Raw genomic sequence first — 13719 nt, 5'->3', positions numbered from 1 at the left:
GGCCAAGCCGCAGCCGCGGCGTCGGGCCCGTCGCCGCCGCCGGTCTGCGGCGACTGATCGCGCTGGAACTGGGTCATGCCCAGCAGCATCTGGCGGATTCCGCAGGCGGTACGCCTCGTCAGCCGGCGCGGCGTCGAGCCCCAGCGCCGAGCGGTCGGCGAGGTCGATGTCGCGCTGCTTGTTGATGTCGGTGAGGGCGTCGAGGTAGCCTGGCCGCGCAGGTCATTCAGCGTGCCGGCGCCGTTCTGCCCCGGGCGTTCGGCGCTCCATTCTGGTAGTCGGCGCGGGCGTTGGTGAGCGCATTGATGCGCCGGCAGCGAGGTGAGAGTTCAGATCGTCACGGTTCCAACTTGCTTGAAAGCCTCCACCAGCGTGGTGCTGGCATCGCTCCAGTATCCTTCATTTTGGGCAACCTGCTTCTGGATGTCGGAGGACAGGTCGCGCTTTCCGGCAACCATCTTCCAGCCGCGTGCGGGCCGCGGCCAGGACGTCCATCTGCCTCTCGCCAAGCATACAGTGTCTCCGGCACGGGCTTGCCGGCTTCCACGAGCGGGTGCATGGCCGCGGTCATGTCGTCAGCCAGCTTCTGGAAGTCCTTGCCGACGGGATCGAACTTGTGGCCTGGATCGATGATGCGACCCCCAGCAGATCGTTGTAGCTGTCGCTTGTCAGGCCGTGTCCGACCAACGTCCCGGCAAACCGCGCGTTGGTCGTGCGCATCTCGCTGACCCCAGTCGCTGGCGCAATGCCCAGCGAGACGGCGTAAGCGTTAGCGCGATCGAGCGCCTGCTGGAGCATATCTGGGATTGCCCCGGCGCTGGCCAGCAACTGCTGCGCGGCGGTGTCCAGCTCCGCCAGAGCCCCCCGCGGATCGTCCTGCGACCCGGCAAAGAGTTTCCACGGTGCGTCCGCGATTTGCTGAACGGTTGCGTTGCGCGCACTCCCCACCGCGGCTGCGCCGATGAGTGCATTGGATTTTTCGCCGTTTGGATCGCCCGCGATTACGTCGCGCAGGCGGGATAGCGCACCCAGCACGATAAAGTCGTCATTTCCGCTCGCTGTTCCGCCCGGATCACCCGGCCCGGCCTCGGCCGGCGCATCTCCGCCAAAGGTCGACCCCAAAAAGCCGCCAAGCGTCTCGGCCGCCGCGCGCATACCTCCAATGGCGGCAGTTCCGAAGATGCCCACCATCCCGGCGAGGGCTTGCGTCTCGTGGGCCGGAATCCCGACAGCCTCGCTGAGTGTCTCGTTTATGCCGTCAAGCGCCTCACCAATCGCGTCCAGGAAGCCGCCGAAGCCGTCGGAGGAGTTGCTGTTCCCGTTGCTGTCCACGCCGTAGCCGCTGCCAGTATCGCCCTGAGACTTGCCGCTACCAGGCGTGTCGCGTTCGCCGCCAGGGCTGTTGTCGGATCCAACGCCGTCGCCGCTGTCGTCGAAGCCGAGCAGCCCTGTGATCGGATTCACCTTGCCGGGCATGCCCAGAGCGCGGCGGACTGCCGCCAGCTCGTCCGTGCTGCGCAGGTGGATGAGGGTGTCGTCGCGACCTTGCCCCAGACCGGCCAGCATCTGGGCGGACTCTCGCGCATTCCAGATCCGCTCGCCGCCGGCCAACCGCACCAGCTCCGGCCCCTCCTCGCCGACCAGCGCCCAGCCGCTCGACGCCGACAGGGTGCCGGTCGCGAACGCCGGCACAGATAGATTGGTGCCGTCGGCTGCGCTGAAGGTGCGACGGCTCTGCGCAATGATGTCGAGGATCGACTTGCCGAAGGCGTTGGCGCTGTCGATGCCGCCCTGAAGCGCGAGCGCCGTCCCGTCCGCCGAATCCTTCAGGCTGACCAGCGTTGCCCGCAGTTTGCTGGCGAAGTCGACCTGCTCGATGATGTCATTGATGTTGTCGGCGGTCGCGTGCGCCAGCACATAGGCGATGTTGTTGTCGCCGCTCTTCAGGCCTCGCACCGCCTGGGCCATCGCCTCCTCGGGCGACATGCCTCGGTCGCTGATGACCACCGACTTCTCGGTCGCAGAGAGCCGGTACTTGTCCATGAAGCTGTTGAGGTTGCTCGCCAACGAGTTGGTGGCGCCGCTGTATTTGTTCGGATCGCCGTCGTTGTCAGATCCCACATAACCGCGCGTGTAGCGGCCGTTCTTGTAGACGACCTCGCCAACCGAATACGGGTCGCCCCGGCCGCCGGCGTCGCCCACCAACCCGCCGATCAACGACCCGACGATGCTGACGATCGGGGCGGCCCAGGCAAGCGGGGTGAACATCATCACGCCGGCCGCGGCGTTGGCCACGCCCGAAATCACATTGCCTGCACCGCCCTTGCTGGCCTGGAGCACACCGCCGGCAATTCCAGCCACGCCGCTGATGCCCTGACCCCAGGTGGTACCGACCGGGGCGCCGGCAGCCGTGGCCTGCGGATCGGCCATCTGCGCAGCCTGGGCGGTATCAAAGTCGCCGCCGAATAGCCTTGCTTGCGAAGGCGTCGCGGTATCGTAGCCGCCGATTGGCGAGTTCAGCCACCCCTTCAGGTCGCCCAGTCCGCCCGAGCCCCCGGCGACGCCATTGTAGAGCCGGCCCAGCGCCTGCTGGACACCGGCCGGCCCGCCAGCAATGAGCGTTGCGCCGCCGATCGACATGCCGGCACTGCCGGTCGCGCCACCGGTGAGGGACAGCAGACCGCCCAGCGCCTGCTGCACGCCAGATGTCATCGACTGCGTCGCGGCGACGGTGGCTTTGGCTTGCTGCTCGGTGGCGACGGCGATCTTGGATGTTACGGCTGGCATGTCGCTGATAGACGACAGCACGTTCCTAACGAACTTGTCCTGCGCTTCGGACATCTGCTGGAAGCCATCAGCCGCGTCGCCGGCATCCTCCTGCAGCTTCTCCAGCCCACCGCCGCCTGCCTCGTTAGAGGCAAACCCCTCGGCGAAGTCGGAGACCCGAACCATCTGATTCGTGGTCTCATCCGGAAGTGAGCGCTCCTCGTTGAGATAGCTACGCATCCGGCCGGGTCCGGCGTTGTAGGCGCCAGCCGCGAGCCCCCAGTCACCAAACTCGTCGTATTGTTGCTTGTAGTACCTCAGCCCGCCGCGGATGTTCTGGATCGGATCGGTCGGGTCGACACCCATCAAATTTGCCGTGCTTGGCATCAACTGCATGATGCCGATAGCGCCGGCTTTCGAGACGTTCAGCTTGCCGTTGACTATCTGTTGGAAGTCGCTCTCCTGCTTAGCGAGAGCAAGCCCCCACTCCTCCGGAACGCCCTCCTCCTTCGAGATATCCCGGATCGCCTCGACGATGTCGTCATTGTCGACCTTTACCGGCGGGTCGCCGGCAGTGGCAGTCGTGCGGCGTCCCAGATCCCGCAGGCTCTCGGTCGAGAGGAACCCGAAGCCCTTCGTGTCGATCGGATTGACCGGAGACGAGCCGGCGGAAATGCCGCTCATCTGCACGAACAGGGCGTCGTCGGCGCTCTGGCCGCTGCGGCGGTCGCCGGCAGGCTTCAACCCCCCGAGCAACCCTGTCGTGATGCGGTTGACGAGATCATTGTCGCCGGTCGCCTTGGGGGCATGCGCCGACACCTCGGTCAGGGACGTGGTGCCCATGGCCCGCGTGAACAGGCCGCTCACTGCGGTTTCGAACGGCTTCGTGATGGTCTGCCGAAAGAAAATGCGCTGGATGTCGTCCCCCATCTGCTTGATGAGGTCTTTACCGGTGCGCAGCTTGCCCAGCAGACCGTCTTCCAGCCCGGTGGCGAAGGTCTTCGACAGGTCGCCCGCCATGGCGGCCTGCTCGGAAATGACCTGCTTCTGTTTGGCCAACTCGCCGGCCTGGGCGATGTAAGCCTTCGTCTGTGCATCGGTGAGGTCGGCGCCCTTCTCCTGCAGGTCCAGCGTGACCCGGTGGATCTCGACGGCCTTCGCACGCTCCTCGTTGCTGCGACCCAGCAGCGAGAACTCGAAGTTGGTCAGATCGGCCGACTTGCGCTGCTCCTCTGCCATCTGAGCAAAGGATTCGCGACGCTTCGCGAGGTTCAGCGCCACCTCGTCCCCAGCGATCTGCCGAGCGCGAGCGCGGTCGTCAGCGTTATCCGGATTTAGGTGTTCCTGCCGGGCCTGGGCGAGCGCGCGATTGGCGATGGTCGCCTCGCGCACCGCCGTCGCCCCGCCGGCCCAAGCCTCGGCCAGTCGGCCGGCATCAGCGATCTCATGGTTGATGTTCAGATCGTGCTGGGCGCGGACCAGGGCACGCTTGGCCTCCACCTCGGCATAGACCGCCTCGGTGATCTGCGCGCGGAACCGCTCGCTGGTCTGTAGCACCTGCTGCTCGATGCGGTATTGAGCATCCACGTCCTCGATGGCCGCGCCACCCTCGCGATACGCCTTGGCGAGCGCCAGTGTGTGCTCGGTGGCCAAGTCCATCTGCTGGATGGTGACGCCCATCTGGGCACTGCGCATGTCACCCAGCGCGGCAGACACCTCGTCCTCGTCCAGGTCCTTGCCGAGGCGCTTCGCCTGCTTCTTGAGGCGCGACAGCGTCAGGGCATCCTGCCGGTCAAAGCCGGTGGCAGATGCCGCCTCCGCCTGCTCCTTCAGTTGGTCGATGTAGACTCCCATCGGGTCGGACAGGCGGCGGTACTTTTCCGCCTCCATGCCCAGCAGCCGCTGGTATTCCTCCTCGTCGATCTTCAGTTCGCCGGTGGCCGTCCGCAGCTGCTTGAGCATGTCGAGCCGGTGCTCGTGGTCCGCGTCGACCCGATAACTCGGGTCAACCTGACCCAGTAGGTCGACGGCGGCAGACTCCGCGTTGCTGTCGGCGAGGTCGTTGACCTGCTGGCTGTTGACGGCAACCCACTTACCGCTCTTCTCGTCCGTGAAACCGCCATCCTTCGCCAGTCGGCGCAGGTTGCCCTGCTGGATGTCGAACTGCTTGATCTGCTCGGCAATCGGATCGTCTTCGATCCGCAGCTTGCGCAGCGTCTCCGGCAGGTCGCCCAGGAACTGCTGATAACGCGCCTCCGAGAGTCCGTTCTTGCCGAACTCCGTCGCGGCCTCCTTCGCGGCGATGAGGTTGTCCGTCAGATCGGCAATCTGCTTGTTGAGCGCCTCGACCGCTTCCGCATCCCGGTTGATCTGGCGCTCGTCCTGCGGGTTGATGGACGCGAACGTGCCGCTGGCGATCTCGGCCGGCGACAACTCCTCCTCGCGCTTCTGCTGCTTGGTCCGAAGATCGTCCATGCGACGCCGGATGGTGTCGCGCTGGGCGATGCTGTCGTTCAGCAGCTTCCGGTCCGGACCTTCCGCCACGCCCAGCAGATCGGAACGGGCGCTGACGATGCCCTCCATCTTGTCTTCCTGCTGGGCCAGCAGCATGGCCGCCTCGCGCAGGGTGATGTTGTGGGCCTGATAGCCCCGCCCAATCAGCGCGACCAGATCACGGTGCTTTTCGAGCTTGCCGGCAATCGGGTCGAGCGCATCGCGGTAGGAGTTGAGGGTCGCCATATCGCCGGCCGATAGGGCGGCGGGGCGGGCATCCTGAGCCGGCCGCGCGTTCAGATCGCCGCCGTTGGATACGAACCGGGTGTCGCCGATCAGATCCAGCGTCGCGCGGGCGCTCTCCAGCAGGCTGGCCAGCGTGCCCTTGCTGTTGTCCTGCCAGACGGTCATCCGATCCCAGAAGCGGGCCCAGACCACTGCCGATCCGGCGGCGGCCTTCTCGTTGGCATCCTTCACCTGCTTCTGATAATCGTCCATCTGCTTCTGGCTGACGGAGAACAGGCTCGGGGTCAGGTCGTTGCCGCGCTGGAAAAACTCGCCATTGCGGAACGCGCCGAGGTTGGTCAGCCCCTGCCAGCTGAGCGCGCTCACGCGACCGGTGTCACGATTTTGATCGGCGATCTCCTTCCGCTTCTGCGCGGTCTTCTCGATCTCCTGTTGCAGCACGGTTTCCAGCCGAATCATCTCGCGCTGGTGATCGGTGGTGCCTTTCAGGCCGTCGTTCACCGCCTTCAGCACGTCGACATCCGCCGACCCGAAAATCGCCTTGGTCAGGTCCGCCTTCGCCAGCCCGTCCTTCAGCCCGTGCAGCTTGGTGGCAGCATCCTCCAGCGCGCGGAAGACGTCGCCACGGGCAAGGTCCACCCCCATGCCGGCCAGGACGGCTGCAAGCTGCCGGCCACTGTCCGTCGTGCGGCCGATGGCGCTCTCGATGTTCAGGTAGGCCACCGACACCTTGTCAGCGTTCACCTTCCAATCGGCGGCGGCACGGGTGATCTCGCGGTGGCTCTCGATCCCAATACCCAGCGACAGCTTGCGGGCCTCGGCCAGCTTCTGCTCCTCGGTCGTCAGGTCGTGGACCATGGAGCGATAGCGCGCCAGCCCGGAGGTGATAGTGGTCATGCCCATGGCGTATTCGGCTGCTGCACCGGTCGCGTCGCCGATGGCGGCAGTCAGCTTGCCGAACAGGCTGGTTGCCTCCGCGGCGCCCTGCGACACCTGCTTGGTGGCGGCCACGGCGACGTTGGCCTTGTCTGCATAGGCGCCCAGTCCGGACGTGGCGGCGGTCAAGCCGGTGTTCAGCAGCGCCAACTGCTCGTTGGTCGCTTTCTGCTCGCGGGCGAGCGCCTGATTGGCTGCAATCAGGTCCCGCATCTCCTTCTCGGCACGGCTGCCGGCGGCCGAGTAGCGGTCGAGATCGCCCGTGGCGCTGCGCACCTGGCTGGAATTGATGGCAAACCCGAATGTGGCCAGATCGTCGTACATGCCCAGGACCCCGGCGGGAAAGCGGCGGTGCTCCGGCTATAACAGTCCTGACTGGACTATTTCTCTTGATTGTAATGACGAAATGAACTATAAATAGTACATCAAGACAAAACAACCACACAGGAGCGTCCAACTATGGGACAGCAACTTTTCCCTGGCCTTGTGTTCGTTTTTCAGCCGGCATTCGGCAATTACCGCGCGTTTTTGACGGGCGGTATGACCGATCCCAGCCGCTGGATTTTCGGGTGGCACAACGGCTTCCAGTCCTTTCCTTCTCTGAAGGACATCGGACAACCCACCAAGAAGATCTCGCGTGGCGTCTACGCGCTCGCGTGAACCCCCAGCCCCAGACCTCTTCGGAAGATCGGGCTTTGGCGGCAGAACCTCAAACATTGGAGGACAAATTGAGCTACCAGCTTTTGGCGTCAGCGCCAACAGTCGAGCAAATCCAGGATAGCATCAACAAGTTTTGGTGCAGCGACAAGTATCGCGTCAACCCCGAAACGCTCGACATCACGCACCCAGACAGGAAGAGCCAGAAGGCGTTCGCGTGGTTAAGAAGGGGAAGCGATACAAATTCGAGATGACCTGATCAAAGCTACCCCAGCCCCAGAGACCGTAAAGCCGGTACTGGGGCTTTGGCGGCAGGAGAACCAACTCAGCAACGGAGAAGCAAATGCGCGTTTTCCTGACCAGCGTCCGCTACAGCCCGAAACGCACAAGTGCGGTCGGCGACCTGTACGAGATCATTGATCTCAAGCCGCTCGGCGGTGGCGCCACTTACAAGCAGTCGCGCATCGGCGAGATCAAGGCTCGCGGCAAGGACATTAAGCAGGCCCTCGTCGCCAAGGCGCAGGAGATGCTTGCGTCGCGATGTGCGGATGAAAAGGTCAAGATCGTCTTCGATCATGACACGCTGCACAATGTGGCCCACGGACGGGCCTAAACAGCAACACCCCGCTCACCGATCCGGTGGCGGGGTGTTTGTTTGTGCGCAACCGTTACTCTGTTTCGCCGGATAGGCGTTGTATCAGGGAGCGAACCGCCGCATTGTCCGTGATGTATGGCAGGAGGTTGCCGAGGAATCCCGTCTCGACGGCCGGCTCGGTCTGCTGGATGTGCTGGTTCAGTCCGGGCGACGACATTGCGTTCTTGACCATCTCGTAGAATGGTTCACGCCCGAAGTCGTTGATTGCGATGTTGCAGATGACGGTCGTCAATTCGACATTGCCATATCTATATGCGCCAGTCGAATAAACGCGATCCAGCGAGGGAAGGAACGGACGTCTGTTGTTCGATGCCTTTTGATAGCGATCGAACTGCTGACCCGTGACCTCACACCTGCCGCGAGCGCGGAACACAATGCCCCAATATTGCTCCAATCGCAAATCCCAGCGAATACCCTTGCTCGGTGCCCCGCCTTCGCGTTTACGGTAAGCCCTCATATACTCGTCGTACCATTCGCGAGGTTCATCCGGGTGGAACTTGGCGATTTCGGCAAGAACGATCTCGTCGCGGGGCTTGGGTGGCATGTTGTGGTCTGACCTCTACGGCATAGGCGCTGGATTGCATCATCCGGCACCCTACTCAACTTTGACGCCGCCCGGCAACGCATGATATCCGTTATGGAGTGAAGCGTCACGCGAGGAAAGAATGCGCTGGGTCTTGCTGGTGACGATGGCTGCATCCCTGGCTGCATGCGCTGGGCAGCAGGCGCCGTCCGTCAGCTCCTACAAGCGCGCCGGGATGCTGGATGCAGTATCGTCGAACAGCATGGCGGCGGCGTATGCGGAGAAGTGTTCCGGCAACGCCGCCAAGGCCGAACCGGCGCGCGTGGCGGTGAGGGATTTGTCGCAGACAGCCCTCGGCCGCGGCGTGCCGCGCTCGGAGGTCGAGGCAGCGTCGTTGAGGGGCGAGGATTCCGGCAGGGCGACCGCCTGCTCAGCAGATGGCCAAGCGAAGGTGGTTGAGGCCGTGAACCGCTCGAAACAGTGGATGGAGATTATTGCCGCCAGCGACAGCGACAACAGCCGAGCCACCGCACAGGCTGCCTACGACCGCGCGTATGCCGAGTGCCAATACCAGAGCGACGCGGCACTCGCTGGCACTCGCAACTTCGTCGACCGGGTGGCGGAGGGCTCGTCGCTCATCAGCCAGTGCATGGCTCTTAAGGGATATCGGTGAAATCGTGGATTTTCTTGCCTTCTTGCCAACTTTAATGTTGGCGGTATTGGTTTTATACATATGGAATTGGCAAACAAAGGGGAGCCCGCCGGGCGGAAATCCGTTTTTGCCCGATAACTTCAACTTCGGTGGAAGCTTGGTTAGGACATGCGCCACTTTGATATTAGCTGGTCACGTCAAGGCGTGGCATTTAGTAGTTAAGCAGATCGATGGCGTGCTCCGAGGAAGCAAAGTTAATTTGTCGACGATTTTTGGGACCTGGGCATTTTCGGCGTTATCTCTCGCTCTTTTCTGGATTGGATTGTTCACAATTGCAATCTTCCTTGAAAACCACTTCAATAATGTCAAGGCGAAAGACGCAAATAAGCGCGATTTTGTCCTTGTAGTAAGCAACGCCGTTGGGGTTGCTAGTTTTGTGCTGCTGCATATATGGTTGGGGATGTTGTATAAAAGCGTAGGGGGGAATGGGGAAGGAGGCGAGTGATGGCTCATGTAGACCCTGGAGATGTCTCCTACAGAACGCTCTGGATAGCGGCAGCGGCCCTAATCCCGTTGTCAACGGGCCTTTACGGGGTCTCAGCGCAAATACCATGGCTTGTTCTAGTATCGCTTGCTACCTTCGGTGCGGCTGTGGTCACCTTTGTTTTGTCAAGCAAGCGAGATTCCAAAGTTAAGAAGGAAAATGAAGAAGATTTAGTTGCGAGTGAACCTGATAAGGGACCGCAGGGCGCGCGCCCTGATTCGCCGACATTACAAAACCTCCGTGTAGCTAAAGCCAATTCAGATAATCCCACGAAATCGAACGCTCTGCCACTTGCGCTGCTTCCTGTTGGCCTGTCAATTTTACCTGCCACAACCGGTGTATCCGGATTTATGCTTGGTGCTTTTACTTACACAGCGAATCTTAACATTAGCCGCATTACGTCAAACGCACGCACGCCCCGCTCCAAAAACAGGGTTGCACGGATCAGGGTAAATTTTGCACGTTCCCAGGTAGTAATTTCAGGTTTGCGTGAAGTCGGCTTTAAGTTGGATGACAAGATAAATGTAAGCGAGCCATATAAGCAAAATATTATCAAAGTCACGAATCACAGTTTTGGAAAGTGGCCGAAAAGCGGCCACCGCAAAGATCATCATAAATTCACGATCTCTGCCAAGAAGGTTGTTCACGATTGATGTGACCCACGTCGAATGCGCCGCCCTTGCCGAAGGCGACCGTGGTGCCGTCCTGGAAGATCAGCACCGACAGCCGCTCCAGCTTGCCGGTGGCAGGGTTGGTGGTGCTGTAGATGACGTCGTCCGTCTCCACATCGACGCCCTTGATCAGATCGATGCCCAACGTCGCGGTGGCCATGGTGCGCGGTCGGATGGAGATGTCGACGCTGCTGATGCACAGCTTGGTGCCCAGGCTCTCGCCGGCCCCGTTGGTGATCTCGGTGTTGACGCCAGAGGCACAGCCGGCGTCCGGCCTGGAAGCGATGCGGATCATTGCGTCAGCCCTCCACCACGCACCAGTCTTCGGCGAGCATGTCCGTCTGGCTGGCGAGCCAGCCCATCAGGATCTCGTCGGTCGCGGTCTTCATGGTGATGGACGGCAGGACGGTGGCGTAACCACCGCTCTGCTCGGCGTGCCGTCGATTGTGCTCCGACCAGAAGCCGTGCGCCGGAACTTCGCGGGAGCCGCTGCAGGGCAGCGCCAGCCACATTCCCTTGCCGTTCCAACCGGCACGGGCGACGCGCTTCCCGGCCTTCAGCGCACGAATGGCTTGACCGAAATCCATGCCGGACGTCAGCGGTTCCGGCGTGGCGCACTTCACGATGAACGGCACCTGATCGGTGATATCGCCCAGCACCGCGAAGCCGCCGGCCTCGTCAGCGCGGGAGGTGCCGACTTGAAACCGCCCGTCCTGATGGATGACCGTGTATTTCGTGCTCATGCGATCAACCCTCCGATTCGGCGCCGATACGCGGGCGTCCGGCCGGCCCCTGATCCGGAGCCACCTCGCGCATGCGGTCGAAGCTGTCGCGCTGCAGCGCCTCGGCCTGCTGGAGCAGACCCATGATCTGCTGGTTGTTGCGCAACACGGCGCGGGCGACGGGGCGTTCGTCGCACAGCAGCTTGTTGCTCTTGTCGCCGACCTCTTCTCGGATCTGCCATAGGAGTTCCTCCAGCTTCCAGCCGGATTGATTCTCGGCGCTCATCAGCACCGGCGTATTGGGCTTGTTGCTCATGTTCCCCTCCAGGGAATCACCGCTGTGCGGCGGCGCGGGCCTTGTTCAGCTGCTGCACGGTGGTCCGGAACTCGATGTCGTCCAGCCGCTTGATGGCTTTCAGCTCCCACGGCGTCAGCCGCACCTCGCTCAACCAGCACCAGGCTTGGATCTCGGTGTGCGGCAGTCGTGAAGGATGCTCGCCGACCGGGCGGCCACGGGACAGATCGCGGTACCAATCCCACAGGTAGCGCAGCTCGTCAGGGCAGGGTGGGCCGATCAGACCGTCAGGTGGCGGGAACTTTGGATTCCGCTCCAGCCGTTGCCGCCACCCGCTCAGCAGGTGCTCGCGGAGCGATGCGCCGTCGGGCTGCCGCTCGGACAGCCCGAACTCGTGCTCCGCGAACGCCGCCAGCTGGTGGATCAGCCCTTCATAAAATTGCCGTCGGTGTTCAGGTATTCACCGACCCAGCCCTTGGTGTGGCCGAAGCGGCGGTCGCCCAGCAGCTTGCGGGCGTTCGCCTCGCTGTATTCGAACGGCTGGCCGTCGAGCGGGAACGGGGTCCAGTCGGACACGGCGGCGACCAGCACGTCCAGATCGTCGGCGTCGCGCTGCTCGGGCGTGATCTCGGTCTGGCCGGCCTTCATCGCCGCGACACGGCGCTGGTTGACCTTCCGACGGGCCTCACGGACGCGCAGGCTGTGCTGGCCGTGGATGCGGAACGAGACGACCGGCTTGCCCTCGGCGTCCAGCATCGGCGAGTTGGTCTTGGGATTCGGCACCGGCGCCAGCACGCCCTCGTCGGCGAGGGAGGCGACGTCGAGGGAGGCGAAATCGAAGCTCATGGTGAACTCCTGTCGGGGGGAGCGGTTGAGGTTGCTTTGGGGTAACAGTCCGGTTTGGACTATTTCCGAGCGCGACGCCGCGCCTGCAGACGCAAAAAAGCCGGCCCAGCACACCGCGAAGGTGGCTGGGCCGGCTTGTATGGGGTGGGTGGAGAGCGCCCGACCGCTCTCCACCCGGTCCGCCGCCTTACTGCGCCGAGGCGGCGGAAGCTCGTTACAGGGTGGAATCCTGCAGGACGATGGTCGAGCCATTGAACGCGGTTCCGGCCCCGCCGGTGGACAGCAGGGCCGTGAACGGGTAGGTGCCGACGATGGCCTTCTCACCGTCGTCACGCTGCGCTCCGCCCAGCTTGATGCGCTCCAGGCCGATGCCCAGGAAATCCTTCGGATCGGTGCCGGCCGCCTCGATGAAACTGTAGAGGCTGATCTCCGTCTCGTTGATGAAGGCGTTTCGGAACGTTGGGCTGTCGAACTGGGCCGTGAACTGGCCGGACACCTTGACCCGCCCGGGTACCAGCGACGGCACCGTGTTGCTGCCGACAACCGGCTCGCTGGTGTATCCGCCGTCGATATTCAACTGGAGCCCGGTGATCACGGCCACGTCGGTGCCGGCGACCCGCATGGAGCCGTTCACCGCGGCCAGGATGCCCGTGGTCGTATCGGCCGCGACACTGGTGAAGTAGGGGGCCGCCACGCCGCTGGTGGTCAGCATGTCCTTGCCCATGATGCCGGCCTGATAGGTCATCATGCCGGTGGCTGGCAGGCCGATCTGGGTCGTGTTTACCTTACAGCCGATGAACTGCTCGGATTCGTCGATGTCGCTGTAGAAGTGCTCGAAGGTGAACGAGCGGTCGAGGTGGCCGGTGGACGGCACCCACAGCTTCTTGCCCTTCACCGCTACCGTCACGGCGGTTTCGGGCGTGGCGTTGAGTGTCAGAGCGTCGGTCTGTACCGTGATGACGGTAGCGGTCAGCGACAGGATCTTGAGGTTCTTGGCATTGTTCGCAGTGACGCTGGATCCTGACATCCGCACAACGTCGCCCACCTTGAAGCCGTCCGTGATCCAGCTCCCGCCGGCGCGAACGACGGTATTGGCGGTGGTCGTGATCTCGCTGCCGCTTGCCGACGTGAAGGTCGACCCGGCCTGCCAATCGTAGCGCAGCGCCGCCGCAAGCAGGTCGGCGTAGGTGCCGAGCGAGAACTCGCCGTTGACGTTGCCGGCGACCTTCCGCACGCCGTGGCGCGCATCGTAGACCTGATAGTCGGACCGGATTTCGTTCGACTGATAGACGTCCTTGGTCATGTCCAGGGTGGACTGGACGCGCCGCAGGCTCTTGCGGGTGTAGGTGGTGTCGTTGTCTGGAGCGATGACGCCCCAGGACGCCTCCTCCTTGAATCGCAGCTTCTTTGCGACGCCGGAAGCGACTGCCATGGCGGGCTCTCCTCAAAAGAAAAGCCCGCTCGGCGGGCGCCGGCGGGCTGTGGGGGCCGGCGCGTGACCGGCCGGTGGTGTTGGGGTGGGGCTTAGGCGAGCGCCTCGGAGGCGATGGCCTGGAATTCGCGGATCAAGGCGGTGAGCCCGTCCTCGCGATCAGCGCCCCATTGCGCGTCACGGATCCGTGTCAGCGCCTCGGTCTTCTTGTCGACCGGCGGCGCGGCATCCTGGGCGTCGACGTTGGTGGGGGAGGTGGTGGACGTCTTGGTCGCCATAGC

At 63.2% G+C, this 13719-nt stretch carries 15 protein-coding genes; 6 read left to right on the top strand and 9 right to left on the bottom strand.

The window, feature by feature from the left end; all coding sequences use genetic code 11:
- Nucleotides 1–75 precede the first annotated feature (75 nt).
- On the top strand, nucleotides 76–297 hold the full coding sequence (locus tag ABMY26_RS06830) for a hypothetical protein (RefSeq protein WP_372395313.1): 222 nt from the start codon (nucleotides 76–78) through the stop codon (nucleotides 295–297).
- A 32-nt stretch (nucleotides 298–329) separates the two neighbouring features.
- Here ABMY26_RS06830 and ABMY26_RS06825 read toward each other — a convergent pair whose 3' ends face one another.
- Nucleotides 330–458, bottom strand: coding sequence for a hypothetical protein (locus ABMY26_RS06825; RefSeq protein WP_372395312.1), 129 nt, complete (start codon nucleotides 456–458; stop codon nucleotides 330–332).
- 109 nt (nucleotides 459–567) lie between these two features.
- Nucleotides 568–6765 carry a transglycosylase SLT domain-containing protein gene (locus ABMY26_RS06820; RefSeq protein ID WP_372395311.1) on the bottom strand — a complete coding sequence of 2066 codons (6198 nt, stop codon included), beginning with the start codon at nucleotides 6763–6765 and terminating at the stop codon, nucleotides 568–570.
- Between the two features lie 135 nt (nucleotides 6766–6900).
- Between ABMY26_RS06820 and ABMY26_RS06815 the strand changes: the two genes are divergently transcribed.
- Nucleotides 6901–7101 (top strand): hypothetical protein, encoded by a 201-nt coding sequence (locus ABMY26_RS06815; RefSeq protein WP_372395310.1) that lies wholly within the window; start codon nucleotides 6901–6903, stop codon nucleotides 7099–7101.
- Between the two features lie 340 nt (nucleotides 7102–7441).
- A complete protein-coding gene (locus tag ABMY26_RS06810; RefSeq protein WP_372395309.1) occupies nucleotides 7442–7711 on the top strand; it encodes a hypothetical protein in 270 nt (89 codons plus the stop codon).
- 55 nt (nucleotides 7712–7766) lie between these two features.
- On the opposite strand, the gene ABMY26_RS06805 is transcribed toward ABMY26_RS06810, so the two are convergent.
- Nucleotides 7767–8297, bottom strand: a complete 531-nt coding sequence (locus ABMY26_RS06805) for a hypothetical protein (RefSeq protein WP_372395308.1) — start codon at nucleotides 8295–8297, stop codon at nucleotides 7767–7769.
- A 133-nt stretch (nucleotides 8298–8430) separates the two neighbouring features.
- Between ABMY26_RS06805 and ABMY26_RS06800 the strand changes: the two genes are divergently transcribed.
- From ABMY26_RS06800 to ABMY26_RS06790, 3 genes are read left to right on the top strand one after another with little or no spacing between them, the layout of a single operon-like run.
- Nucleotides 8431–8949 carry a hypothetical protein gene (locus tag ABMY26_RS06800; protein WP_372395307.1) on the top strand — a complete coding sequence of 173 codons (519 nt, stop codon included), beginning with the start codon at nucleotides 8431–8433 and terminating at the stop codon, nucleotides 8947–8949.
- Nucleotides 8950–8953: 4 nt separating this feature from the next.
- Entirely contained in the window at nucleotides 8954–9433 is a 480-nt protein-coding gene (locus ABMY26_RS06795) for a hypothetical protein (RefSeq protein ID WP_372395306.1), read from the top strand.
- Complete coding sequence (locus ABMY26_RS06790) at nucleotides 9433–10125, top strand: hypothetical protein (protein ID WP_372395305.1); 693 nt, start codon at nucleotides 9433–9435, stop codon at nucleotides 10123–10125. The genes ABMY26_RS06795 and ABMY26_RS06790 overlap by 1 nt, the downstream gene beginning before the upstream one ends.
- Here ABMY26_RS06790 and ABMY26_RS06785 read toward each other — a convergent pair.
- The 6 genes from ABMY26_RS06785 to ABMY26_RS06760 form a co-directional block, all read right to left on the bottom strand.
- On the bottom strand, nucleotides 10091–10438 hold the full coding sequence (locus tag ABMY26_RS06785) for a hypothetical protein (protein WP_372395304.1): 348 nt from the start codon (nucleotides 10436–10438) through the stop codon (nucleotides 10091–10093). The two genes, ABMY26_RS06790 and ABMY26_RS06785, sit on opposite strands and share 35 nt — an antisense overlap.
- A 4-nt stretch (nucleotides 10439–10442) precedes the next feature.
- Nucleotides 10443–10886 carry a DUF2829 domain-containing protein gene (locus ABMY26_RS06780; protein ID WP_372395303.1) on the bottom strand — a complete coding sequence of 148 codons (444 nt, stop codon included), beginning with the start codon at nucleotides 10884–10886 and terminating at the stop codon, nucleotides 10443–10445.
- A gap of 4 nt (nucleotides 10887–10890) precedes the next feature.
- Entirely contained in the window at nucleotides 10891–11181 is a 291-nt protein-coding gene (locus tag ABMY26_RS06775) for a hypothetical protein (RefSeq protein ID WP_372395302.1), read from the bottom strand.
- Nucleotides 11182–11583: 402 nt separating this feature from the next.
- On the bottom strand, nucleotides 11584–12006 hold the full coding sequence (locus ABMY26_RS06770; RefSeq protein ID WP_372395301.1) for a hypothetical protein: 423 nt from the start codon (nucleotides 12004–12006) through the stop codon (nucleotides 11584–11586).
- 214 nt (nucleotides 12007–12220) lie between these two features.
- Entirely contained in the window at nucleotides 12221–13438 is a 1218-nt protein-coding gene (locus tag ABMY26_RS06765) for a phage tail tube protein (RefSeq protein WP_372395300.1), read from the bottom strand.
- Nucleotides 13439–13530: 92 nt separating this feature from the next.
- Nucleotides 13531–13716, bottom strand: a complete 186-nt coding sequence (locus ABMY26_RS06760) for a hypothetical protein (RefSeq protein ID WP_372395299.1) — start codon at nucleotides 13714–13716, stop codon at nucleotides 13531–13533.
- Between the last annotated feature and the right edge of the window lie 3 nt (nucleotides 13717–13719).

The organism is Azospirillum sp. HJ39 (assembly GCF_041507355.1).
Lineage (GTDB): Bacteria > Pseudomonadota > Alphaproteobacteria > Azospirillales > Azospirillaceae > Azospirillum > Azospirillum thiophilum.
Note: the sequence above shows the minus strand (reverse complement) of the source record. Positions and strands in the feature narration are given on the sequence as shown.

Coding starts and splice junctions, on each gene's coding strand:
- ABMY26_RS06820 (WP_372395311.1), bottom strand. CDS start 6,765: ATGTACGACGATCTGGCCACATTCGGGTTTGCCATCAATTCCAGCCAG.
- ABMY26_RS06810 (WP_372395309.1), top strand. CDS start 7,442: ATGCGCGTTTTCCTGACCAGCGTCCGCTACAGCCCGAAACGCACAAGT.
- ABMY26_RS06780 (WP_372395303.1), bottom strand. CDS start 10,886: ATGAGCACGAAATACACGGTCATCCATCAGGACGGGCGGTTTCAAGTC.
- ABMY26_RS06825 (WP_372395312.1), bottom strand. CDS start 458: ATGGTTGCCGGAAAGCGCGACCTGTCCTCCGACATCCAGAAGCAGGTT.
- ABMY26_RS06790 (WP_372395305.1), top strand. CDS start 9,433: ATGGCTCATGTAGACCCTGGAGATGTCTCCTACAGAACGCTCTGGATA.
- ABMY26_RS06765 (WP_372395300.1), bottom strand. CDS start 13,438: ATGGCAGTCGCTTCCGGCGTCGCAAAGAAGCTGCGATTCAAGGAGGAG.
- ABMY26_RS06830 (WP_372395313.1), top strand. CDS start 76: ATGCCCAGCAGCATCTGGCGGATTCCGCAGGCGGTACGCCTCGTCAGC.
- ABMY26_RS06815 (WP_372395310.1), top strand. CDS start 6,901: ATGGGACAGCAACTTTTCCCTGGCCTTGTGTTCGTTTTTCAGCCGGCA.
- ABMY26_RS06785 (WP_372395304.1), bottom strand. CDS start 10,438: ATGATCCGCATCGCTTCCAGGCCGGACGCCGGCTGTGCCTCTGGCGTC.
- ABMY26_RS06760 (WP_372395299.1), bottom strand. CDS start 13,716: ATGGCGACCAAGACGTCCACCACCTCCCCCACCAACGTCGACGCCCAG.
- ABMY26_RS06775 (WP_372395302.1), bottom strand. CDS start 11,181: ATGAGCAACAAGCCCAATACGCCGGTGCTGATGAGCGCCGAGAATCAA.
- ABMY26_RS06770 (WP_372395301.1), bottom strand. CDS start 12,006: ATGAGCTTCGATTTCGCCTCCCTCGACGTCGCCTCCCTCGCCGACGAG.
- ABMY26_RS06805 (WP_372395308.1), bottom strand. CDS start 8,297: ATGCCACCCAAGCCCCGCGACGAGATCGTTCTTGCCGAAATCGCCAAG.